15 protein-coding genes are annotated in these 24,449 nt (G+C 35.8%); 4 read left to right on the top strand and 11 right to left on the bottom strand.

The genetic code is table 11. The annotated features are described in order from the left end of the window. Nucleotides 1–90: 90 nt before the first annotated feature. Entirely contained in the window at nucleotides 91–735 is a 645-nt protein-coding gene (locus A8B35_RS01650) for a fibronectin type III domain-containing protein (protein ID WP_068471564.1), read from the top strand. Nucleotides 736–801: 66 nt separating this feature from the next. On the opposite strand, the gene A8B35_RS01645 is transcribed toward A8B35_RS01650, so the two are convergent. From A8B35_RS01645 to A8B35_RS01630, 4 genes are all read right to left on the bottom strand, one after another. Then, the gene (locus A8B35_RS01645; RefSeq protein WP_068471563.1) at nucleotides 802–1,263 is read right to left on the bottom strand and encodes a hypothetical protein; all 462 of its coding nucleotides are present in this window, start codon (nucleotides 1,261–1,263) and stop codon (nucleotides 802–804) included. Nucleotides 1,264–1,377: 114 nt separating this feature from the next. Beyond that, a complete protein-coding gene (locus A8B35_RS01640) occupies nucleotides 1,378–3,444 on the bottom strand; it encodes an outer membrane beta-barrel family protein (RefSeq protein WP_068471562.1) in 2,067 nt (688 codons plus the stop codon). Nucleotides 3,445–3,806: 362 nt separating this feature from the next. After that, complete coding sequence (gene rsgA / locus A8B35_RS01635) at nucleotides 3,807–4,871, bottom strand: ribosome small subunit-dependent GTPase A (RefSeq protein ID WP_068471561.1); 1,065 nt, start codon at nucleotides 4,869–4,871, stop codon at nucleotides 3,807–3,809. A gap of 66 nt (nucleotides 4,872–4,937) precedes the next feature. Beyond that, nucleotides 4,938–5,927, bottom strand: coding sequence for a helix-turn-helix domain-containing protein (locus tag A8B35_RS01630; protein WP_068471560.1), 990 nt, complete (start codon nucleotides 5,925–5,927; stop codon nucleotides 4,938–4,940). A 153-nt stretch (nucleotides 5,928–6,080) separates the two neighbouring features. Here A8B35_RS01630 and A8B35_RS01625 point away from each other — a divergent pair, with 153 nt between their 5' ends. Together A8B35_RS01625 and A8B35_RS01620 are read left to right on the top strand one after the other, a co-directional pair. Continuing rightward, nucleotides 6,081–7,619: an arylsulfatase gene (locus A8B35_RS01625; protein WP_068471559.1), complete on the top strand. Its 1,539-nt coding sequence runs from the start codon at nucleotides 6,081–6,083 to the stop codon at nucleotides 7,617–7,619. A 104-nt stretch (nucleotides 7,620–7,723) separates the two neighbouring features. Continuing rightward, nucleotides 7,724–8,935 (top strand): BamA/TamA family outer membrane protein, encoded by a 1,212-nt coding sequence (locus A8B35_RS01620; protein ID WP_068471558.1) that lies wholly within the window; start codon nucleotides 7,724–7,726, stop codon nucleotides 8,933–8,935. A gap of 87 nt (nucleotides 8,936–9,022) precedes the next feature. Here the strand turns inward: A8B35_RS01620 and A8B35_RS01615 are convergent, their stop codons facing one another. The 6 genes from A8B35_RS01615 to A8B35_RS01590 form a co-directional block, all read right to left on the bottom strand. Beyond that, nucleotides 9,023–9,652, bottom strand: a complete 630-nt coding sequence (locus tag A8B35_RS01615) for a GyrI-like domain-containing protein (RefSeq protein ID WP_068471557.1) — start codon at nucleotides 9,650–9,652, stop codon at nucleotides 9,023–9,025. A 258-nt stretch (nucleotides 9,653–9,910) separates the two neighbouring features. Next, nucleotides 9,911–11,425, bottom strand: a complete 1,515-nt coding sequence (locus A8B35_RS01610; protein WP_068471556.1) for an alkaline phosphatase — start codon at nucleotides 11,423–11,425, stop codon at nucleotides 9,911–9,913. Between the two features lie 159 nt (nucleotides 11,426–11,584). After that, nucleotides 11,585–12,391, bottom strand: coding sequence for a PI-PLC domain-containing protein (locus A8B35_RS01605; RefSeq protein ID WP_068471555.1), 807 nt, complete (start codon nucleotides 12,389–12,391; stop codon nucleotides 11,585–11,587). Between the two features lie 45 nt (nucleotides 12,392–12,436). Then, entirely contained in the window at nucleotides 12,437–13,990 is a 1,554-nt protein-coding gene (locus A8B35_RS01600) for a RagB/SusD family nutrient uptake outer membrane protein (protein ID WP_068471554.1), read from the bottom strand. 40 nt (nucleotides 13,991–14,030) lie between these two features. Continuing rightward, nucleotides 14,031–17,078 carry a SusC/RagA family TonB-linked outer membrane protein gene (locus A8B35_RS01595; protein ID WP_083634264.1) on the bottom strand — a complete coding sequence of 1,016 codons (3,048 nt, stop codon included), beginning with the start codon at nucleotides 17,076–17,078 and terminating at the stop codon, nucleotides 14,031–14,033. A gap of 202 nt (nucleotides 17,079–17,280) precedes the next feature. Beyond that, nucleotides 17,281–21,138 (bottom strand): hybrid sensor histidine kinase/response regulator transcription factor, encoded by a 3,858-nt coding sequence (locus tag A8B35_RS01590; protein ID WP_068471552.1) that lies wholly within the window; start codon nucleotides 21,136–21,138, stop codon nucleotides 17,281–17,283. A gap of 217 nt (nucleotides 21,139–21,355) precedes the next feature. On the opposite strand from A8B35_RS01590, the gene A8B35_RS01585 reads away from it, so the two are divergent. Beyond that, nucleotides 21,356–22,318, top strand: coding sequence for a phosphatidylinositol-specific phospholipase C (locus tag A8B35_RS01585; RefSeq protein ID WP_083634263.1), 963 nt, complete (start codon nucleotides 21,356–21,358; stop codon nucleotides 22,316–22,318). Between the two features lie 146 nt (nucleotides 22,319–22,464). Here A8B35_RS01585 and A8B35_RS01580 read toward each other — a convergent pair whose 3' ends face one another. Further along, complete coding sequence (locus A8B35_RS01580) at nucleotides 22,465–24,321, bottom strand: B12-binding domain-containing radical SAM protein (protein WP_068471551.1); 1,857 nt, start codon at nucleotides 24,319–24,321, stop codon at nucleotides 22,465–22,467. Between the last annotated feature and the right edge of the window lie 128 nt (nucleotides 24,322–24,449).

Below are 24,449 nucleotides of genomic sequence, written 5' to 3'. Positions count from 1 at the left end.
CAACCATAACGTCTCCCTTTTTTTTCAGCAACCAATTACATTTACTAACGTAGTTATGTTTACATATTAAACAATAAACTTAAATTTATTATGAAAAAATTATTTAATCTTTTAGCAATTGCTATTGCCTTTTCTTTATCTATAACTTCTTGTAGCAACGATGATGATGACCCAAAGATGGGAGAGATAACTGTTACAAACTCTAGTTCAAAGTTAACGGAAGCCACAATTGCTTTTAGTGAAGTAGAAGGCGCACTATTTTATGATATTGACTATGCTAAAAAAGGTGAAGAACTAGAGTATGAGATGTCTATTGCTAAAGAGCAAGGTTTAAATTATACTTTTAATAATTTATCGGCTGCTACTACTTACGATGTTAAAGTATCTGCTAAAGATGCTTCAGGCAATGCAATTGCTGAAGGAACCGTTTCTTTTGAAACGAAAGCTGCATTAGCTGCATTAGTAGGAGAATGGTATTATTCATATGAAGACTATAAGGAAACTTATACGTTTAACTCTGATGCAAAAGGTACTTTTACTACCTCAAGAGGCGCTGACGATAAAATTATGTGGGAAGCTGTAGAAGCTCCTATCGGAGAAGAAGCTGATTTAATTATTAAAACTTTTTCTGGTGATTACGAAGGTACTTCAACTGTAGATACCGTTAAATATACTTACTATGGTGTTGACGAAGCTATTAAAATTGATGGAACTCGTTATTGGCCTGCAGAATAACCGCATATATAAAAAATAAAAAAATGGCCGTTGTTTAATTACAACGGCCATTTTTATTTGTATAGTTTACTTTTCTACCAAAGGAACTTCCATCGATAAATGCGCATTTATTAAGGCCGCTATTTTGTTTTCTACTTGGAAGTAACGCACCGCTTCACTTGATGATAATATCTTTTTAAACTTCTTAAAATACTTCTTTTGTAGGGTAAGCTTTGTTTGCATATTCTTTTGATAAGTCTGCCAAACTGCCTCGGCTTCTTCTGTATCGATTGCTACTTCAACATCTAAAAGACGTTGAATAATATGAATACTACTACTGTTGGCTTCCTTTAATTTATCTTGATATTCATCGTAAAGACTCCAGAATGCAGGGGCATCAGCCTCACTAATATCCATATTGGCCTTTATTATTTCTTTTTTATCAGCCTGAAATACTTTTTGAGCTAACTTAATAAAATCGTTCTCTTCTTGAGCGAATGTATTTGCTGTTAAGCAAATAAAAAATGCTGCTATTACTATTTGTTTCATATTTTTTGTTTGAGTGAATTTATCAGTTTAAACATGAATCGAATGGTATTGTTTAGAGAGCTTTTAACGGAGCGCTTACTAAAAGCTTTAGCAGCAATAAACACTATGCATTATTTAATTCAATAATGCAGGATCCTGTTTAGCATCCTGCTTACTTGCCTTATAATTACCAAAATTATAACGCACATTAATCTCAAATATTGGTGCCTCAAAGTACATTGATTTATCCTGAACAAAATCAGAATGCTCCAATAAATTATGGTAATGTCCTTGATTAAAAGGTTCTTTAACAGCGAGTGTAAGTGTTAACTTTTTTTCCAAAAACAACTGTCTAACACTCAAGTTGGTTTTTCTGTACGAAGGTCTTGTTCCCTGCGCCGATTCGTATGCCGAATGATACAAATGAGTAGCAATAAATTGCGAGCCTTCCCACATATCTATATTAACATTCGTTTTTAGCTGAAATATATTGGAACTCCCCTCTATTTGCGCATCTATATTGGTGCCATCCTGATAATTATACCTGTACGAAGGAACTACATCAATTTTTATCCATTTCATTAGCTGCGCTGAATAGTAGGCTTCTATGGCAAAATCTCTACTCTGATTTAGGTTGTAAAAACTATTCTCTACTACATTAGGATTACTGCTAGAGGCTAAGGCGGCTTTGTAAATTTCATCTTGCCTATTACGCAAAATTACAGCCAATGAATAATTGTGACTAAGTTCGTCCTCCTTAGCATTAGTAATGGTAAAATTACCACTGTATTTTAATTCAACATTATCAATAAGTGTAGGCGCTAACTCTGGATTACCAAACTTAATATTATTGGGGTTTTGGTCGTTCACAAAGGGATTTACCTGTATTATGCTGGGGCGTACAATACTTCGGTTATACTTAAGGTTGATTTTATTTTTATCTGATAAAGGAAACGTTAGCTGCGCCGATGGAAAGAGGTTGGCGTAAGTGTTGGAAAAACTATTACTTGTGATTTCTTGCTCTCCTCTTGTGTTTGCTAACTCTGCCCGAAGACCTATATTAACATCAAATTGACCTAATTTACTATTCCACTGCAGGTACACTGCATTCACCTGCTCTAAATAGGCAAATATATCTTCTGATACTCTACTGGTATCGTTGCTTACCCCAATTGAATCTCTAGAATAATCCATTTCTGTTTTTCGGGTATAAAAACGATAGCCTGTTTCAAAATTTGATGTTTCACTTAGCTCGTGTGTATAATCTGCCTGAGCATTGGCTTGCCAAAACGCCTTATTGGTGTTATCTTCGTAGAAATCTTGTGTATTAGAGAAAAAACCACCATTGGTATAATTGTAATTGGATTGAATACTTAACTCCCTTTTCAAAGACTCCTCCTTTGAGAACTTATTGGTATAACTCAGGTTCGTCTGTGTGGTTGCCCCTTTATCTTCACGGTAACTGGTATAGGCATATGAATTATCGGGTATACTCGATTCGCTATTTATATCTGAACTCATGACTAGCTGACGCTGACCTATTTTTGAAGATAAAATTACATTCTGAAAAGAACTTATGGCGTACTCAGCCGATATATTAGCATTGATGCGTTTAAGGTTAGGGTCTAATATTAGTTTTTGTTTTGTGTATATTGTATCAGCTCCATTATACTGTTCCATATCAATGGTTTTGGTTACCTCCGTATTGTACTCTTGCGCCAGCGCGTCAAATTTTAAATTCCACTTGTTTTTTTTATAATTGATGCCGGCATTACCCATCATTTTATTGCCTGTGGATAGTTGCAAGGCTGCATTTCCTCCTATGCCTTGCATTCCATTGCTAGATAGCACAATATTTACAATACCGCCTGAGGCTTCAGCATCGTATTTTGCCGATGGTGTTGATATAACCTCTATATGCTTTATCATATCCAAACTTAACTGCTGCAAAACAGGCTGATAATCGCCATCTATGGATACTACTTTATCATCAATCATAACCATAGCTTGCCCGTTTCCCATGATGGATATAGTCCCTTCTTCCGTTGCCGAGACATCTGGTATCAATTCTAATAAATCGTAAGTATTACCAGTTTCTAATTTAAATTGCGCTGAAGTATAGATATTTTTGCCACCACTATTTTGGGAAATAGCAACAGAAATAAAACTAAATAGTAGTAAGCTCAATAAGCAGTATTTCATAGTATCAGGTACGTGTTTTATTTGCTGGGTTCAGAACTAGTATACGTGTTATAACTAGTCGGTTTTAGGAAAAACGTTTATAGTTAGGTATTGTTTAATACCGTAAAGCTAACAAACGTATCAAAAAACAAAAAGTTAATACTTATATTTCAGAGCCTCCTCAATGATTTCTCCACAGTTTATTGAATATATCCTACTTCTCTCCGAAATCATTGCAAAACACAGAAAACACCTCAAATAGTCTCAGAACTTTAAAATAATGAGCGGCGAAGTCATCGCCAGTGCCAAGAGAAACAAACTCGTTTATGATTACACTTAATAAATGACTCGTAATTGCAATCACTTTCAGCTGATATTTGATATCAATACTTATTCTTCTTTTTATCCTTCTTCATATTTTTAATCAGCTTACCCAAATCCTTATCTTTTTTCTTACGCTCTTGAGCATCCGAATCGTAGTGCATTCGTTCCTTCTCCATTTTCTGGAAGTTGGCATAGGCACCCTCATCTATTTCGCCATTTTCAACGGCTTCAATAATGGCACAGCCTTGCTCATGCATATGGGTACAATCGCTATAGCGGCAATGCTCAGCGTAATCTAAAATCGATTCGAAAGTAAGCTCTAATCCTCCCGATGTATCGGTAATACCCACCTCGCGCATACCAGGGTTATCAATTAAAATTCCGCCATTGGCTAGTACAATTAGTTCGCGATGACTAGTAGTGTGTTTCCCTTTATTAACTGCTGTGCTTATTTCGCCGGTTTTCATTTCGGTGGTACCTGCTAGTCCGTTTAACAAGGTGGATTTTCCTACACCCGAAGATCCTAACAAACAATAGGTTTTACCCACTTCTATAAACTGTTCAATCTGGCTATAGCCAATGGATGTGTTACTCACATACGCCACTGGAACATCGTTGATGCGCTCTTGTATTTGCGCATTGATATTGGCCAATTCCGCATCGCTAATTAAATCAACCTTACTTAAAACAATAATAGGATTTACCTTTGATGAATTACATATGGTAAGGTAACGTTCAATACGGTTTAGGTTAAAATCGCGGTCCACCGCCTGCACAATTAATCCATAATCAATATTAGTGGCAATAATTTGCACCTGTCCGGTTTTACCCACTGCCTTGCGCTCAATAATTGAGTGGCGCGGATACACTGTCTGAATCAAAGCCTTACCCTCATCGTATTCCATAAAAGCTACCCAATCGCCAACGGCAGGTAAATCGTATCGGCTATTAGCCGAAAAGCGCAAGTTACCCATTAACTCGGCCTCATACTCTTGGGTGGGTGTTTTTACCACGTAACGCTCTTTGTGTTCTAATATAACACGGCCCACTTCAAAGTCACCAAGTCCTTGTTGGGTTTTATGTTGTTGCAATGCATCGTTATATCCTAAATCTTGATAATTCATATTGTTTACTTTTACTTAGCTTCTACAAAAGGTAGCACTTAATATGATCTAAATAAAGCCCTCGTGTTACTTCCCCCTCACTTCGTTTGGGTTATAGCCGAATTGTTTTTTAAAGGCCCTACTAAAGTGCGAAGGACTATAAAAATCGAGCGATAGACTAATGTCATTAATACTTCTGTCGCTATACTTTATTAAGCGATGGGCTTCCTCCAACCTATGTTGGTTAAAGAATTTAAGAATAGGCAAATTATATACTTGCTTAAAAATACGCTGCAGTTTAGATACACTCATATTATAGTTGGCACTCAATACTGATAAGTTAGGAGCACTTGAAAAATCATCCAACAGCTCTTCTTTTACCTGCATCATTGTCTCTAAATCTTTACTATGCACCTTACCATGAGTATAATTATCTTGATTCTCGTCTAAAAGCAAATTAATACGCCCAATTATTTCAAAGGCTCTGGAATAAAATATAAAACGCCTGGTACGTTCATCCTTAGATGCTCTGTAAACTTCCCTTACAACAGTCTCTATTTCGGGATTTAAGCGATAATAAAAGAAGTACTTCTCCTCATTAAATAAAATATTCATTAAATGGGATGATGCTTCCTTATTCCAAGTTTTGAAATATTCAAAAGGAAAACGGATTACCATCCATTGGGATAACCTCCCCTTGGGATAATACATGTCAAAAGGTTGTGATGCATCATAGATATAAATACCCTCTGAATTTGATGGAATACCATCTTTATTAGTAATATCACCTGAATATCCAATGCGTATGGCTATATGCCTCTCTACTGATGTGCGCAAATTCCGCACTAAATGCGACTTGTGAAAAAGTAAACTTGTAACTCCAACAATTACTCCATTAGGATATGCCAACGAAACAATATCATATTCTCCTAATGAATCAGAGAATGATAAAGTTTCACCATCCCAGTTTCCTCCTCTATCCATACTTAAGCCGCTAAACACAGTAGATACATCGTGTTCATATTGCTCAACAATAATTACATCTTCACTCGTTTCGTTGATTTCGTCTTTACTCATCTTATTTTTTCTCCCGTCGCATTTTACTATCAAAAACCTAAGTATGCATTTTTTTTGAAACTACTTAAATTTTCTGTGTCCTTAATTAAGGTGCAGATACTATTCCTTTGTCATTAGAAAATACAGGAGAAATATAAATTAATTTTTTTGAAGATGAAACATTTACTTACTATGGCAATATTGATGCTGATCAGCATCTCAGTGTTTGCAAAAAAAGGCGAGCGACCAAACATCTTAGTTATCATGGCTGATGATATTGGTGTTTCTAATGTGAGTTATAATAATAAAGGTATGATGGGTTATCAAACCCCTAACATTGATCGTATAGCTAACGAAGGTATGCAATTTACTGATTACTATGCAGAGCAATCGTGTACTGCAGGGCGATCGGCTTTTATTACGGGACAAATGCCTGTAAGAACCGGTTTAACTAAGGTAGGACTGCCTGGTGCAGATTTAGGTATCCGTCCAGAAGATCCAACTATTGCTGAGTTGTTAAAGCCTCTAGGCTATGCTACTGGTCAGTTTGGTAAAAATCACTTGGGTGATAAAGATGAGTTTTTACCAACAGAACATGGTTTTGATGAGTTCTTTGGAAACTTATACCACCTAAATGCTGAGGAAGCTCCTGAGCACCCTAACTATCCAAAAGACCCTGAATTTAAAAAGAAGTTTGGGCCACGTGGTGTATTAAAAGCAACGGCTGATGGGAAAGTGGAAGATACAGGCCCATTAACCAAAAAACGTATGGAAACCATTGATCAGGAATTTTTGGATGCTACCATGGATTTTATTGAACGTAAGGAAGGTGAAGATACGCCTTGGTTCTGTTGGTTTAATCCATCGCGTATGCACTACCATACACATGTGCCTGACGAATATGACGGTAAATCAGGACTAAATGTTTATGCCGATGGTATGATTCAGCACGATGATCAGATTGGTACTTTACTTGAGAAATTAGATCAATTAGATATCTCGGAAAATACCATTGTTATATATACAACTGACAACGGTGTACACTTTAATATGTGGCCCGATGGTGGTGTAACTCCATTCCGTGGTGAAAAAAATACGAATTGGGAAGGTGGATATAGAGTGCCTTTTGCCATTCGTTGGCCTGAAAAAATTAAAGCTGGACAGATTGAAAATGGAATTACCTCTCATACCGATTGGTTACCAACTTTAATGGCTGCAGCAGGAGATGATGATATTGTAGAAAAATTGAAAGAAGGACATCAAATTGGTGATGTAACCTATAAAGTGCATGTTGATGGATATAACTTATTGCCGAATCTAACAGATTCTAACACTGATAAGGAATGGCCAAGAACTGAATTCTTCTACTGGAGTGATGATGGTGACTTAGTAGCGTATCGTTTCGACAGATGGAAAATGGTATTCATGGAACAAAAAGCACGTCAGTTTAGAGTTTGGATGGAGCCATTTACTGCACTTCGTATCCCATTAGTATTTGATTTGCGTATGGATCCTTACGAAAGAGCTTCTACTGATGCCAATGGTTATTACGAATGGATGGAGCGAGTAGGTCAATTCTTAGCAGTTCCGGCACAAGCACAGGTAGGTCAAATGATATCTACTTTTAAGGAGTATCCTCCGCGTCAGAAACCAGCTAAGTTCAACTTAGAAGAAGTAATGACTAATATGATGAGAACAGGTTCAAATAACTAAAGAGTTCATTATTTAATACAAAGGGAGCTTATCTTTTCATATGCTCCCTTTTTTAATTCGTTCCCTAACTAAGTCATCATTATATTATAAAATTACATTAGTTCATGAAAAGGATTACAATACTCACTTTATTACTATCCCTATTATCTAGCCAAATATTTGCCTCAGACTTAGAAAAAAAGAAAGAGAAAGAGGAAACTAAAAAAAATGATGGTCCTGTAGCTGGTAAATTGTACGCATCCCCCATACCTGTTATTGCATCAAACCCGGCATTTGGTCTTATATACGGAGTGGCAACTTCTGGGGCTATGTTTATGGGCGACCCAGAAACAACCCGTATGTCGTCGGCCTTGCTAACTGCTACGTACAGCACCAAAAACCAGTTAATGTTTACCTTTAAGCCTACAATTTACACGGCCAACGATGAGTGGAACTTTATTGGGGATTATAGAGTATTCTTTTCGTCACAAAACACTTATGGATTAGGTTCTGATAAGGCGGTAACACCCATTGACCAAAGTCTGGGAGAACAGCCCATGGAATTTGATATGATCCGTTTGTATCAAACAGGTTTAAAACAAATAAAACCTAATTTCTATGCAGGAGTTGGTTATCATTTAGATATGATATCGAACATTAATGATATGACGCTTAATGTAGAGGAAGGTGTAATCACCGATCACTATAAGTACAGTACCGAAAAAGGATTTGACCCCGAAGAGTATAACTTATCCGGAGTATCAGCAAATATTTTATACGATAGCAGAGACAATGTTGCCAATCCATATACCGGTAGGTACGCATATGCATCGTTTAAATACAATCCTACTTGGTTAGGAAGTACGAAAAACTCTTCTACCCTTTGGTTAGAGTATCGCGATTATTTTAGCGTTTCTAAAAATAATGAACGTAATATTATAGCTGTATGGACGTATGGTAATTTTGTTACAAGTGGTGATATGCCTTATATGCTTCTGCCTGCTTTAGGATGGGACCAAATGGGCCGCTCTGGTAGAGCTTTCCCTCAAGGTCGTTTCCGTGGAGAAAATCTGATGTACCTTGAAGCTGAATACCGCTTCGGATTGCCTATTGTTAAAAGTAATCCTGATTTATTGGGTGGGGTTATATTTGCCAATGCTACCACAGCATCCTCAGAGATGGATCAAGTACATTTATTTGATGAATTGCAAGTTGCCGTAGGTGCCGGACTTCGTATACAAATCAATAAGAAAACACGTACCAACCTTTCTTTAGATTATGGAATTTCTATGAAGGGAGAAGGTGCATTTTATCTTGGCTTAACCGAATATTTTTAAGAGAGTTTATATAGAAGTTATACTACTATTATATATAAATGTCAGTGCGTTATGTTTTTCTCTAGTCAAGGAAACTAACGCACCGCTTTACTCCACCTTAAATCTTAGTACGGTTTTTAGCTTTTCGGGAGCTACCTTTCTGAAATCAGATAAATATAACTCGCGGTGTGTTTTTGAAATTCGCTTTAAACCTTCACGCTCCGTAAATTCCTCCATTATTTTAAAGGTTTCGGGTTCGTTATCGTAACTACCCACATGCAACATCTGAATGCATTTTCCTTCTGAAATGGTTTCGAACTTAACATTATTCAGCTGCTCTTGTGGTTTCTTTTGTTGGGTAAATGCTAACATCTCCTTAAAAAATGCTTCACTTACAAAATTGGGCTGACGAATCATTATTTTAAAAACCAAATCGTCTTTATTAAATGTTCCATCGTATTCTTTGCGGGCCTTTTCGTTTAAATCCCAAACGCCTTCGAGCGGATAAACGGTAAAGTCGGCGTATCCATCAGGCTTAACATCCATTTTTTTAAGGGTCATTTTAATGGCATAAGAAACGGCATACAGCGCGCCTATGCACTCACTAAACAATTCACCATTGGGATTTCCTTCTCCTGAGATTGTTACAAATTTAAAGGCAGGTACATCTAGCAATTGAGGTTTTGCTTTTGGTAGGTAAAATTCCTTTTCCGTTTTTCTCCATTCGTGCTTGGTCATCATACTTGGGTTTAATTATTCAAATGTATTACTGATACAATATTACTCATATCCTGGCAAAAATAAACGAGATGCGAGTTTTTTAAATTCTCAATGACAAAAGGTAAGCTCAAAAGCGGATTACCTTAGCTGATAAAGAACCAAACGAAAATTAAAATGTGCCTTATCCTTTTATTATTGAAGTTCTTTGGCCAACTAAAGCATTGCTTTTTTAGAAACTTGAAACAACGTCAATAGTAAGAATAGGCACATTTTAGCTTATTTCTTCATTTTAAGCACATCTAAATCTATTATTGATTGCATAATTTGTTGAGATTGCGCCTCAGAGATACGATAGCCGGTATGTTGTTCAATCAGCTTTTGAAGGCTTTTATAATTCTTTGCTCCTTTAAAAATTTCAGACAATGATTTATCTTGATTCTCTAATTTTTCATATTCATTAAACAGCAGAGGATCGGTATTATTCACCCAAGTTGAACCATCAGGAAATACTTTTTTTTCTTCATATTTCTTATCCAGCTTTTCGTAAGCTATTGCTAAACCTCCTGTTTCATGATCGGCAGTAAATATCAACAAAGTACCTTCAGGATCATCCTCATAATAAGAATATGCTGTTTGTAAAACTTTATCCATCTCGTTTACTGCTTGTAAAACAGCTCCAGCATCATTCGCATGCGCCTCCCAATCAATACGGGCACTTTCAATCATTGCTACATAATGCAATGATGATTTACTTACCAAGTGTAAAGCCCTATTGGCCATTTCAGTAAGCGTTGGCTCTTGAGCTGCTTTTGCATTTTTTAAATCAATGGGCGCAGGTAAGCCACCACCAGCAAAAAGTCCGATTACCCTAGAGCTATTCTCCTGTTCTAATGCTTGTTTTGTGCTTATTAATTTATAGCCATTATTATTTATCTGAGTTATTAAATTTACGGTATCTGTTCGGGATGATGTCCCTTTAGCTGAACTTCCCTTAAAAGCTTCGTAAGATTTTAAATCTGTATTTTGAGGAATAAAAAAGCTAGCACCTCCGCCAAAAGCAATATCAACATTATTATTATTTACCAACTGCTCGGCCAAGCCACTCTGCATATAACGGTAAACAGCATGTCCGTAATGCGCTGCCGGCGTAGCATCTGTAACACTAGCATCTGTAACTATTGCTGTTTTATAGCCATATTGCTTGGCTACTTCAAAGGTATTTTCTAAAACCATTCCGGTAGAATCTACACCTACCATGCCCATCCTAGTTTTACTACCCGTTGCCAATGCTGTTCCGGCTGCGGCAGAACCTGTTACTAAACCATCTGCTAAACTCGTAATCTGATAACCACAATCTCCCTCATTCATAATACGCTCAAACATGGTTTGCTGATTGTTTTCCTTTGCTATATTCATAAATATAGGTAAGGACATGTGCACCGACCCCATACCATCGCCAATTACCAAAATAATATTAATACCATCTTTTACTGCTTGCTTAATTACATTAGCCGTATTTGTATTGTGCTTTATTCCTTTAAGTTGAGTGGTGTATTTTTTAGGACCTACGCAACCCAATGGAACAAACTGAGCTGTATGATGTGCAGTTGCCCATACAACATTTCTTTGTAAAGAAACGGAACGATTAAAATAAACATAAGGCATTGAATTTGGGTACCAAAAATGCTTTTCGGGATGGTATAATAAACTTGAATCAATGGCCGATTGAGCCAAAGAGATACCTGTGCAACCTGCTAATGCAAGTGCAAAAAATAGAATGTATTTTCGCATATGTAATTTTTATTGATTTTTGTTTATATCCTAACTTAATCGGATATAGACTATTATTTATTACTTGAGATGAAACTAATTACTATTTAGCTACCATGAAGTTGATTAAATTCAGATCTTACTCGCAGTTTTTCAGCACAACTTTAAACAACTTCTATATTATAAACCAATCATAAACTCCGAAAACCCTTGTGGATTATCGCTTCCTAATAAATCTACTTTAGCCTTATACTGAATTTGCCAAAAAGGAAGGGCTTTATTTGTCTCAGTAGGTAAAGCCCAAAAACGTATCAGTTTATTTTGCTTATGGCACTTTTCTACCAACGCTTGTAATTCAGCTTCATTTTTATCTGTAAAATTGGAGGATGATGCAGCGTTAAAAAAGTTTTCCCAATTATCAGAAATTAAAGGAAAATAGGAATACCCCAATTGAAAACTTATGGCATCAAACCTACCATCTAATGCTGCAAGCCTATATGCTTCGTTTAATAAAGACCATGGCCTATCACCAGACAAAACAACACTCACATTATTCTGAATAAGGGAATCGGGAGTATAAACTGTAAGCATTGATTTATAATCTTCTAAAGCTTCCTTTAACAAAGGATAGCAAGCTTCTCCCTGCTCCTTTACATCAATTAACAGTATTATGGTATCCAAATTATTGTGCTTATACCTATCCCATAAAGGAGAAAGATATAAGGCATCTAATGTTTTGCCCAATTCTAATTCTGAAGTATCGTGGCCTACTAATAATTCGTTATCTCTCAAAAAAACATCCACCTCAATGGATACAAAACCATTGTCTAATGCTTCAACCAATGGGTGCTCTTGGTGATAATCATTATGAGAGTGTCCTCCCTTTATTTTTAGTTGAGCAAAAACAGTACTACTTATACAGGTGAATAAAAGCAAGGTGCACATTACGTATTTCATACCAATAAAATGAAAGCCTAAAACTCCCATAGGAGCTTTAGACTGTTTAGTTTAAATTGTTTTTAGATTACCTGATTAATAACCCGCATTTTGTTTTAATAATTTACTTTTCTCAATTTCTTGAGGTGGTATTGGCCAAACATGATGTTTTACCGGATCGAAATTACGCGCAGGCCACACTTCTTGAACGGTATAAGAAGACTCTGGATCTGATTGATTTTCATGAATTCTACCGTGCAATGGTTGTGCATAAACAGCTTCGGCATCGTGCCAACGCACTAAATCGTAGTGTCTATCGGCCCATTCTCCGGCAAGTTCTACCCTACGCTCATGTTTCAAATCATTCATTACTGCACCTGTTATCTTACCTAAGCCAGCTCTTTGTCTAACTTCATTTAGTGGTTCATCACCATTTTTGCCATCTGCTATTAAAGCTTCGGCTTTAAATAATAAAACCTCAGCGTACCTAATTAATGGCATATTCAGCGTAGTAGTTGGGTTATCACCATCAGGATTCACAGTTGTATTAATACAATCGGCATTTTTATAGGGATCCATAAATTTACGGAATTGCATTCCTGTGCGATTGTTGGTTGACCAATACTTCATAGTCTCTCCAAAAAACTGAAACTCATCGCCAAACTTTAATATTGTAGCTTCTCTTCTAGGATCAGTTTCTTCAAACGCTTGATATAATTCTTCGGTAGCATGCCAATAACCCCAACCATTATATTTTCCCCATCCTTTGTTTTCGAGGTATACTGATGGCGTAATTGCACCCACCTCGGTATTACTTACAAAGGACCATATGTACTCTTTACCCCAATTATTCTCAATTTTAAAAACATCTTCATAATTATCTTCTAAGGCATGTTTATTGGTTGCGATAACTTTATCGGCAAATTCTACCACCTTCGGGTAGCTGCTTTTATCGTACTCAGCATTGTATAAATACGCTTTAGCAATGTAAGCCCAACAAGCTGTTTTATGTGGTCGGCCAAAATCAGCATCTTCATATGCATCGAAGAAAGGAAGTAGATCGGCTGCTTTTTTAAAATCCTCAATCAAATACAGGTATGTATTAGAAACATTATCGGTACGAGCCACATCCATTTCTTCAATTTTAAGACCTTGCTCCGCTATAGGTAATCCGGCTCTACTATCACCATATCGGGGCGCTAACCACATATAAGCCCAAGCCCTAAAAAAGTAGGCCTCGCCTAATGCCTGGTTCTTTAAATCTTGTGATATTTCCATTTCAGGAACGTTTACCAAAACCGCATTCGCTTTGGCAATTAACTTATACATCTCTGGCCAATTCTGAGCTGTGTATCCATTGCTACCATCATCTATAAAGTTTTTCATATTCACCGATTGGGTTTTATCACGACCAACAACCATATCGTCGCTTGCGCAGATGTACCACATAAAACCTCTTCCAGTAATGTTTCCGTTTGAAAAAACATCATATAAACCATTTATAGCCAATTGTACGTCACTCTCTGTTTTCCAGAAATTACCCGTGCTTTGATCGCCATATTTATCGTACTCTAAAAAGTCATCGGCACAAGCACTAAACAATAATGTGCTTAGTACTATAATTGCAGTATATATTATATTATTTTTCATTGTAAACGTGATTTTAATATTTGATTTTGAGTGATTAAGACTAGTAATTTAAGGTTACTCCAAAAGACATAACACGTGCCACCGGATAGTTACCAACGTCAACGCCATGGTTACCAACCTCGGGGTCCATACCTGAGTAATTAGTAAACGTTAGTAGGTTTTCTCCTGTAACATACAATCTTAGCTTTGTGCCATTTAGTTTAATCTTATTCATTAAGTTATTGGGTAGGGTGTAGCCTATAGTTAAATTCTTTAATCGCAAATACGATCCATCCTCTAAAAACCAATCAGAATTAGTTTGAAAGTTTTTGTTCGGATCCGTTGCTGAAATGCGCGGAATATCTGAGCCAGTATTTGATGGCGACCATGCATCTAAAATATCAGAACTCATATTATAACCTTGTTCTGATGCCGTTAGCGTAGTACTCTTAAATGCATTAAACACCTTACTTTGTCCGGTTCCTTGCCAAAGCATTGCCAAATCAAAGCCCTTATAGCTACAGTTAAAATTAAAGCCATAATGCAACGTTGGTATTGAACTACCCATAAACTCCCTATCCTCATCATTGATAATACCATCATCATTTTTATCGATAAACTTAAGGTCTCCTGCAACTGCATCGGGTTGAATCCTTTTTCCGTCTTTATTTACATGATTAGCAGCTTCAGCATCGCTTTGGAAAATACCGTCGCTCTCAATTAGGTAGTACGAGTACCATGGTTCTCCAATGGCTGAATATACTGGCGAAAGTACACCACGAACAGTTACATCATTAGAGTAAAGCTCAATACCGCCAAACTCCTTTACTTCGCTATTTACCATGGATAAATTTGCGCCAATATTATACTTGAACTGCGCATCGCCATTGTTATAATTTAAGGCCAATTCAAAACCTTTGTTTTCAACCTCACCAACATTTGAATATGGAGCAACATCAACACCTGCTGTTGGAGTTGGTTGTAGTTGTTGAATTAAATCCTTTGTTGTTTTTATAAAATAGTCGCCTACAAAACTTAATTTATGATCGAAGAAATCCATATCTAAACCAATATTTAGTTGCTCCGAAGTTTCCCATGTTAATGATAAATCTGGCACTGTTTCTTGCCATCCACCAGTTATACGTTGGGCGTCTTTACCAAGCACTCCTCCTCTACCAGTTGTAATGGTTGCTTGATGCGAATAACGAGGCACTGTGGATACATTTCCTATTTGTCCCCAACTGGCTCTTAGTTTTACCAAACTCACTTTTTCAATATTAAAGAAGGGTTCTGAAGATAATTTCCAAGCACCGGAAACCGCAGGAAATACACCACTATTATTATCGGTATATAAATTTGATGTAGCATCTTTACGTACACTTCCTGTAATAAAATATCGTCCGCCATAAACATAAGTTGCTCGTCCAAAGAGAGAGGTAAAAGCCTCTTCGCTGCGATTCTCGTATGGCTGTGATTTTGACCAATTTTGACCTTTATTTAAATGGCGTAACAAAGGATCTTCACTATCGAAATTATAAACCTGTAAACCAAAACCTCTGTTATTCTTATAGTTTGTACTGTAACCTCCTAGAAGATTAATATTATGCTTACCAATTTGGTTTTGATAGGCAATAGTATTTTCCCACAACCAATTTATTTCTTCGTAAGTAGAAGCTATTTTACTATTCTCAAGTACTGATTTACCTGGTTCTGGTCGACTTGGAATAAACTCTTGTGTTTGATTTTGATTACTCGAAATTGTGTATTGTGAGTTAAATGAAAAGTCCTTTAAAAAATCAATAGTAAGTTTTGTGGTTGAGTGTAATTGCGTGGTAGGATTATAAATATCCTTACGCATTAGTGTAGCAACTGGATTAACAATATCGCCATACGATCCGGCTTTATCCAAATTTTCTTCTGTTACAACACCACCAAAGGTTCCATCTTCGTTATAAACCGATGCTGATGGTGGCATATAAATAGCACTAATGATAGCACCTGTATATCCTTCTGCTGTTAAAGCTGAATTTCCTTGCGATCGTTTCGCTCTCACCCATTGCGATACTTTAACGTGATCGGATAATTTAAAATCGAGGTTTACTCTTCCCCCCAATGTTTTTTGCTGTGTATTTAATAATATCCCTTGATTATTGGTAGTTTCAAATGCTGCTAAAGCTTTAACCTTATCACTACCTCCCGACATAATAACCGAAAAACGTTCTACACTACCCGTTCTAAAAATTTCATCAACCCAATTTGTTCTAGTTGTATTTCCGAATGGATAAACCGACGCATTGTAAGCATCGTTACGCGGTGTGCCCGCATTATCGGCAGCTAAATTTTTAATGTCGTTGAACTGAGGTGCATTAAGTGCTTCGGGAGTTCTCCAAGCTTGCTGTATACCGCGAGTATAATTTGCCTCAATGGATACTTTTCCTTCGGCAGCTTGTTTAGTGGTAACAATAATAACACCACCCGAACCAACATTTGCACCATAAATAGCTGCTGAAGCTGCATCTTTTAGAACTGTGATACTCTCTACCTCTTGCGAATTAAATGGTGCACCCGGAACACCATCAACAACCCATAAAGGCTTATCGCCCGGTGAGCCTAAACCTCTAATAATAATACTAGGTTCCTTATCCGGATCGCCACCATTATTTACTACATTAACTCCTGCAATATTACCTTGTAACATGCTACTTACACCTGTTGCTCTACTTTTTATTTCCTGAATATTTTTAAGTGGAGAAACAGCTGTTGATAAGTCCTTTTCTTTTACTTGTCCGTAACCAATTACAAGTACATCACCTAGATTTACTAAATCCGATTCGAGTGCAACATTAATGGTAGCACTACCGGCAAAGGAATTCTCCTGACTAGAATATCCCAAAAAGGAAGCAACAATTACCCCTGAATCAGCAGATGATTCAATACGGTAAACACCCTCTACATTAGTTATTGTTCCGTTTGTTGAACCTTTTACATGAATACTAGCCCCAATTAATGGTTCGTTGGTTTGTGCATCAACTACCTTTCCGGTAATTACAACTTGAGCATATGCCTTTCCGATAAATAGGAAGCATATTAAAAGCAATAGTTTGTTCATTTTCGATATAGATTATATAAATTTTATGGTGGCTAAATTAGAGTTTGGGAGGTTTGGGTAGGTGGATAATTGTAACCAGAAAGGGGTTTTATTTTTGCATAAGCTCGCTAATTGTTGCAAAAAAAGAGGCTTATTTATTCAGTAATATTGATGCTATTTTAGCTTAACAATGGCTTAATATTTTAGCTGCGGTAATTCTATTTTAGGAAGTAACTACCGCTTTACTTTGTAATTGCTCTAGGTATTTTTTTGGCGTTAAATGATATTGTTTCTGAAAGCAACGACTAAAATATTTAGGATCGTTGAAGCCTACTTGATAACAAACTTCATTTATTCGCAATTCTGAGGTCTCGAGTAAAAGTTTCCCCTGTTTTAAACGCATGGTTTGTATTAAATCGTTGGGTGCTATTCCGATGGATTGTTTAATTTTTCGATACATCTGCATTTTACTCCAGCCCATATAACTGGCTAGTGTTTCTGCATTAAAATCAGGATTGGCAAAATGCTGCTGTATAAAACCAGACACCTTTTCGGCTATGCGTTCGTCATGTGTTTCAATGCTAACTTCTTTAGGTTTTAATATTTGATTATGAATATTATCCGATTCTATTATTATTTCTTTACGCTTTAATAAATTGGCAATTTTACTTTGCAAAAGTGGTATTGAGAATGGTTTCATAATAAAATCGTCTGCTCCATTTTTTATCGCCTCAATTTGATGCTGTTGATTGCCCAAAGCAGTAATTATAACAAATGGTATTAAACGATGCACCTTATTACTTTTAACCCTTTTACAAAATTCGATACCAGTAAGCTCAGGCATCATCCAATCACTTAAGACCAAATCAACGGCTTGCGATTTAAGCATTTTATAGGCTTCCTTACCATTAGGTGCGGAAATAATGTGGTAATCCTGTTTTAATACATCAGTAATAAATGAACGCATATCCTCATGATCTTCCGCAATCAAAATTGTCTTTCTATTTTTTAATCCATCTGTTTCTAAAGAAATATTTGAATTTAAGACTTCCTCTATCTCAGCATTATTACTTTGTTTCTGTACTACAGGTAATTCAACAATAAATTGACTCCCCTTACCAGGTTCACTTTCAACCCTAATAGTCCCTTTATGCAATTTCACTAGTTCCCTTACAATAGCTAAGCCCATACCAGTGCCTGGTTTAGTTGCATCAACAGCCTTACCCACTTGATAAAATTGATCGAAAATATTTTTCTGATGATGATTGGCTATACCAATACCTTCATCTTTAACCGATATTCTCAGATCACTTTCGCTGAGCGATAAGTCAACACTTATTTGACCTCCTGATTTAGAAAACTTAACGGCATTGGCCAAAAGATTCATGAATACCTGATGCATTCGCTCTGTATCAAAAAGCATATTTAAAACAGATACATTGGTGGTAAAACCAACTTTAATATTTTGGTTGTGAGCCTCAAACTCGAACGAACGAACAATTTCTCTTAAAAAAGAAACCATATCATACTCGGTTCTATTTAGCTCAACTTTGGTAATTTTAAGTTTTCTGTAATCAAGCAGCTCTCCTATTAATTTTATTAAATAATCACTTTGCTTTTTAACCAATAGTAATTTCTCTTTTTGATCGCCATTTGATGATTGCAGTAAATAATTGATAGGCCCATTTATTAATGTTAATGGAGTTCTTAGCTCGTGGGCAACATTTGAAAAAAACTGCATTTTATGCTCACTACTCTCTTCTAACTTTTTGTACAAGTCTTTTAAATGTGTATTCTGGGCAATTATTTTATCTTTCTGAGAATGTAGCTCTACATTAACATCATGTAATTCGTTGGCTTTTTGTTGGAGTTGATTGCGTTGGTTTTCTATCTCGTAAGTACGCTGATTTACTTGTTCGCGTAACTGGCAGGCTCTTCTTTCTTCAATCTTAAGTTTAAGACGTAACACAATAGTGAATAAAATAATACCTAGTAAAAGTATGGCTATCCAAAACCATAACTTCAACCAAAAAGGCTGGTCGATAATAAAATTGATGGTTTTAGTTTCCTCCCATATATTATCAGCATTGCACCCCTTATACTTAAAAGTATAATTTCCTGGCACCAAATCGGAGTAATTTATATTTTGGCTCGAGGTGTTAACAGACATATTCCATTCCTCATCATAAGGAATTAATTGCCAAGCTATTTTGTTCTTTTTTATTGCACTATAATGCCGTGCTTTTATATTTAAACTTAATAACGCAGTATACTTATTATCTATAAGACCCACGTTTTCGTTATCAAATGCGAGCTCTGAATTTAATAATTCAACATTTACGCTAGGTGGCACTTTATTAGAAGCTAAATCTTCGGGGTAAAACATACTTACGCCATTGTTTCCGCCAAAAAATAATTGCCCAGTATTGCTTTTAAAATATCCGCCTTCGGTAAAAGCTGTATTAATCCAACCATCTTCATTATCATATTGCCGAACTGCTTTTGTCGACTGATTATATCTGCATATTCCCTTAGCAGTCTGAATCCATACATCATTACTCTCGCCAGGTAAAACCCCGTAAACTAGGTTAGAAGCAAGTTGTTGATCTGTGGTCAAACTATTCCATTGCTGATGTAATCTAGTGTAAATACTAATTCCGTTATTGGTGCTTATCCAATATTGACCTGGCAATAACTCTGCAACATCAAATATACTGTTGCTTAGCACACCACTATTATCGGTATTCAGCACCTCAAAGTAATCCTCCTTAATATGATAAATATTTACCCCTCCAAATTCTGTTGATATCCATAAGTCATCATGATCATCGAGGTACAATTTTCTGATATTATCATCGCTCAGCAAAGTTTTATCAATGGCTGTAATTCGTTTATCTTTTGTATTAAAGTAATATAAGCCATACCAACTTCCAATCCATAAATTATGATGACGATCTTCTGTAATACTATAAATTCTTTTCATGCCCTGTTTCTCAAAACCTTCATATGTGGTATAATACTCTCTTCGGTCATTTTCAGTGCACTTCATTAAGCCTCCATAACTCCCAACCCAGACATTTCCTAATGAATCTTTATATAAACTTCGGATTCTATCCCAATTACGCATGCTTACATCTCCACTATGGTTTATTTCCTTCAATCGCTCTCCCTCTGGCGAAAGAACTACAATTCCTTTATCGTAAGTTCCAACCCAAATATTTAATGCATTATCAATAGCAATTGCCCTTATAGTAGATTCTGGCAGATTATGCTTGGCACAAATATTAGTAATGGCTGAGGCCTGATTGAGTAAAACATTAACACCTCCATCTTTAGTTCCTGCCCAAACCAAACCAGTCCGATCCTGAAAAAGACAATGCACTTCGTTTTTTGAAATTGAAAAAGGATTACCAGGACAATGCTGAACCAATGAAAAAGAATAAGTATCTGCGGTTTTATTGAGCTCTATAATTCCGTTATGATAAGTCGATAGTAATACTTCATCTTCATTTAATATCAATCTATCGAGCACCTGAAATTCAGGATGTTCAGCAATAAAAGTATTGATTAAACTATTTTGATTCGGACTAGGGAAGTATTTAACCGCACTTAATTCAAAGGTATTGCTAGAACTACTAAATACATACGAGTTTCCTTCGGAGTTAACACAAACTCCTTGTGTTGGATGAATAAATAAACGCACACTAAGATCTTTATCTACCCTAAAATGGTAATTTGTAAATGTACCCAACTTTAAATCGTCTATTTTACTAATCCAACCATCAGAAAGCTGCAGCCAGATTGTATTTCTTTGATCTATCTGTATATCTAAAACACAATTTTGAGCTAAAGAATGTTTGTCTTTCGTCTGCTTATAGATTTTTGATATTTGACCATCATAAACACATAAACCATTATATGTACCAAATAACATGGTACCCTCCTCATTTTGGTTAATGGCATAAACTGAATTATGAGATAAGCCTTGTTCTGTTGTGATTCTTTTAAAATGATAGTTCTGTTTTGAATAAATACTTATACAAAGGACTGTACTAAGAAATAATGTAACGGCGAGTTTCATAAATTAATTACGCTTTAGGTAGCGCGCAATTAACTTACATAACACTAACTGAATATAAGTTAAATATTATGTATTTATTAAATACCAAGCTTGTATGTAAACAGAATATTTAAACTACTCTTCTGAAAATTCCATCCTCCTTTTTTGAAAATAATCACACCTAATAAATACTTGTTTAATATAGGTTTACAGCTATTAACTAATTAAACTTTTAAAAATGAAAACGCTGTATTTTTTAACGGTATGCTTTGCCATATGCTTAGTATTACCAAGCTGTGCAAAAGAAAATGAAATTGTTTACTCTGAAAGCGAAAAAGCATTAGAAAGCAATACATTAAAATCAACTAACTATCAATTAAAAAACTGGATGGCCAACATTAGTAATTCGCAAAGCATTGCTAAACTATCAATACCTGGCACACATGATTCAGGAGCTAGATTCGAAGACTTTTGGGGTACTGCAACTTGCCAATCTCTTAGTATTGATGAGCAGTTAAATGCAGGAGTCCGCTTTTTGGATATTAGGTGCCGGCATAAAGACAATAGCTTTTTTATCCATCATGGTGTAAAATATCAAAACTTAACTTTTGATGATGTTCTAAATATGTGCTATTCCTTTTTAAACTCAAATCCTACTGAAACAATTATCATGAGTATTAAAGAAGAGCATACAGCAGATAATAACACACGCTCATTTGAAACTACCTTGCAACAATACATCAATAAGAAGAGTAACAAATGGTATTTAAATGATTACATCCCAAAGCTAAACGAGGTGAGAGGTAAAATAATATTATTTCGACGTTTTAATGCCAACTCTAAAATGGGGATAAATGCTAATAATTGGAAAGACAATACCGTTTTTACCATAAATAATGGTAGCGCAAGTATTAAAGTTCAGGATAATTACAAGGTAAACAACAATAGTAATAAGTGGGATAAGATAAACACCTTATTAAACGAAGCAAGAACTACTAACAATAATACATTGTATTTAAATTACACTAGCGGTTATAAACCAGGGTTATTTGGCATACCAAGTATTCCTACAGTTTCGAATTACATGAACCCAAAAGTTGAAAATTATTTTAACAACACATCAAAAAACAGATTTGGCGTAGTTATTATGGATTTTGTAAACCTTAAGAGAAGTGAAAATATTGTAGCTACTAATTTTTAACAATACGGCTACAGTATCTTTAATGATAAAAAGATTAAAGCGTGCATCTATAAAGGTGCTCGTTTAGTTTTTAGTAGGCACCTCCGCTTACAATATAATTGCTAAAACTTCATTTTCAATTTAAAATCATACTTGGGTTTAATTATTCAATTATTCAAATGTATTACAGATACAATATTACTCATATCCTGGCAAAAATAAACGAGATGCGAGTTTTTTAAATTCTCTAACAAACTGATAATATAGTCGCTTTCAACAGCTTTATTCGTTGCAGTGAGTTTAGCATACAACTCTTCGAAGGAGTGGGTTTTATCTTCAAGTATTTGTAAAATTTGTATGTACTCGGGCTTACCCAATACCATGTTCTCAATCTCTTTATCGTTACAATACTCGGTATAATAAAGTACCTCGTTGTGAGTTTGTATTTTATATCTAAAGGTATTCTCTTTATAATAATCCTCAATGTCAATTAACTTATTCCACTCCTTATTATTAATAGGCACATCGGCCTTAAACCTAAATAAATGGAAGCGTTGCTCGTTATTAGAGTATTTATCAGGCATTAAATACGATAAATCATCATCGTTATAAGTGGCCACTTGATCTTGGAGCAACTCGGCATAATACTTCGACATGGAAGACAGAACCAACTCAACGTAGGTATGCGAAAAGGATACCGTGCTATCGTTATAAAAGAAACGCAGGTAATGCAAATTATCAATACACTCGCGCACATCATCTTCAGTTTCGCCGGGTACATGTTTAATTACATTTACTAAGGGAGCAATTCCATTTTTAATGGAGTGTTTCACAAAGAATAGATTATCGGCAAAATCGTTCTTCTTATTCATCTTTTTCAAGAGCGTATCCGACAAGCCATCGTAACCTATAAATATATTCTTTAATCCAGCAATGGTCATTTTCTTAAGCAGGGAAGCGCTAAACTCCTTATTGGGGATAATCTCAGCCCAAAACACATAATCCACTTCGTTTTGGTAGCGCAAATCAATAATTAAATCTAACAACTTCTCAAAATGAGCCAAGTTGCCAAAGGTGTCACTATCCACAAAGTTGTACGATGAAATACCATACTTATTGGTATAAAACTCTATTTCGTTTAGGATACATTCGGGGGTGCGCATCCGTAATTTATAACCTTTATTAAAATCGCAAAACTTGCACTTTAACCAGTGGCACGATCGAATGGTATTAATAGGAAAGTTAACCTGATCCAGTTCATCCGGCTCGGGATAACTTGCCATATAATCGCTGTAATCAGGATATAAGTACGATTTAAAATCGAGATACTCACTTTTAACCAAGCCCGACTTCTTTATCTCCGCTCCTTCTCTATAGGCTAATCGCGATACTTGAGAAAAATTGGGATGCTCCGTCTGTACCTCTTCCATAAAATTGAGCAAGGGATATTCGCCTTCGCCCCAAGTGGTAAAATCAAAATCGGCACAAAGATTCATGGCTTCCTTAGCTACCTCAAAATTTCCAAATCCACCCACTATTATTTTCGATTGCGGAGAACGCTTTTTAATTTCGGCAGCCAACACCATTCCCGGAATCCACTGATTATATTTGGCACTAAAGCCAAACACAGTAGGTTCTGATAAATCCATTTTATCTAATTCGGCATTAATTACCGCAAAAATCTCCTTTTTCTTCTCCTCCAAAAAATTGGAATAGTACTCCGGATCGTAAAACTTCTCTTCGGGTTTTAACTGATATAATAACGATTCTATTCTTTTGTTGCCTTTGGCATTTCCTTCCATATCATTTAATATGGATAAGAAAGGTAAAATCTTCACCTCTGTTTCTTCGTCAATAGCCTCTTCTTCCGATTCGATATAATCAGACATCACTGAGAGCATAAAATTCCAATACTTAAGCTCTACTTCCAAGCCCTTTTGCTGAAGAAACGATTTTAATATGGATAGCGAAATTGATGGACTTTGCGTATCTACTGGAGGTAAGCAATTTAAAAGTATCTTCATTTTTAATTATGCTATTTTGTAACTATTGAGTGTTGATTTACTCAGGATATTAACTTGGATGCGCCACAAAATTAAACTTAATTACCCTGAATGATAGTTTTTAATCCGAAAAGATGAATACTTATTTG

The organism is Saccharicrinis aurantiacus (assembly GCF_001660705.2).
GTDB classification, from domain to species: Bacteria; Bacteroidota; Bacteroidia; order Bacteroidales; family Marinilabiliaceae; genus Saccharicrinis; species Saccharicrinis aurantiacus.
Note: the sequence above shows the minus strand (reverse complement) of the source record. Positions and strands in the feature narration are given on the sequence as shown.

Excerpts from the sequence above, each read along its gene's own strand:
- A8B35_RS01595 (WP_083634264.1), bottom strand. The coding sequence starts at position 17,078 with ATGAACAAACTATTGCTTTTAATATGCTTCCTATTTATCGGAAAGGCA.
- A8B35_RS01620 (WP_068471558.1), top strand. The coding sequence starts at position 7,724 with ATGAAAAGGATTACAATACTCACTTTATTACTATCCCTATTATCTAGC.
- A8B35_RS01640 (WP_068471562.1), bottom strand. The coding sequence starts at position 3,444 with ATGAAATACTGCTTATTGAGCTTACTACTATTTAGTTTTATTTCTGTT.
- A8B35_RS01650 (WP_068471564.1), top strand. The coding sequence starts at position 91 with ATGAAAAAATTATTTAATCTTTTAGCAATTGCTATTGCCTTTTCTTTA.
- A8B35_RS01625 (WP_068471559.1), top strand. The coding sequence starts at position 6,081 with ATGAAACATTTACTTACTATGGCAATATTGATGCTGATCAGCATCTCA.
- A8B35_RS01585 (WP_083634263.1), top strand. The coding sequence starts at position 21,356 with ATGAAAACGCTGTATTTTTTAACGGTATGCTTTGCCATATGCTTAGTA.
- A8B35_RS01615 (WP_068471557.1), bottom strand. The coding sequence starts at position 9,652 with ATGACCAAGCACGAATGGAGAAAAACGGAAAAGGAATTTTACCTACCA.
- A8B35_RS01630 (WP_068471560.1), bottom strand. The coding sequence starts at position 5,927 with ATGAGTAAAGACGAAATCAACGAAACGAGTGAAGATGTAATTATTGTT.
- A8B35_RS01580 (WP_068471551.1), bottom strand. The coding sequence starts at position 24,321 with ATGAAGATACTTTTAAATTGCTTACCTCCAGTAGATACGCAAAGTCCA.
- A8B35_RS01610 (WP_068471556.1), bottom strand. The coding sequence starts at position 11,425 with ATGCGAAAATACATTCTATTTTTTGCACTTGCATTAGCAGGTTGCACA.
- A8B35_RS01645 (WP_068471563.1), bottom strand. The coding sequence starts at position 1,263 with ATGAAACAAATAGTAATAGCAGCATTTTTTATTTGCTTAACAGCAAAT.
- rsgA (WP_068471561.1), bottom strand. The coding sequence starts at position 4,871 with ATGAATTATCAAGATTTAGGATATAACGATGCATTGCAACAACATAAA.
- A8B35_RS01600 (WP_068471554.1), bottom strand. The coding sequence starts at position 13,990 with ATGAAAAATAATATAATATATACTGCAATTATAGTACTAAGCACATTA.
- A8B35_RS01605 (WP_068471555.1), bottom strand. The coding sequence starts at position 12,391 with ATGGGAGTTTTAGGCTTTCATTTTATTGGTATGAAATACGTAATGTGC.
- A8B35_RS01590 (WP_068471552.1), bottom strand. The coding sequence starts at position 21,138 with ATGAAACTCGCCGTTACATTATTTCTTAGTACAGTCCTTTGTATAAGT.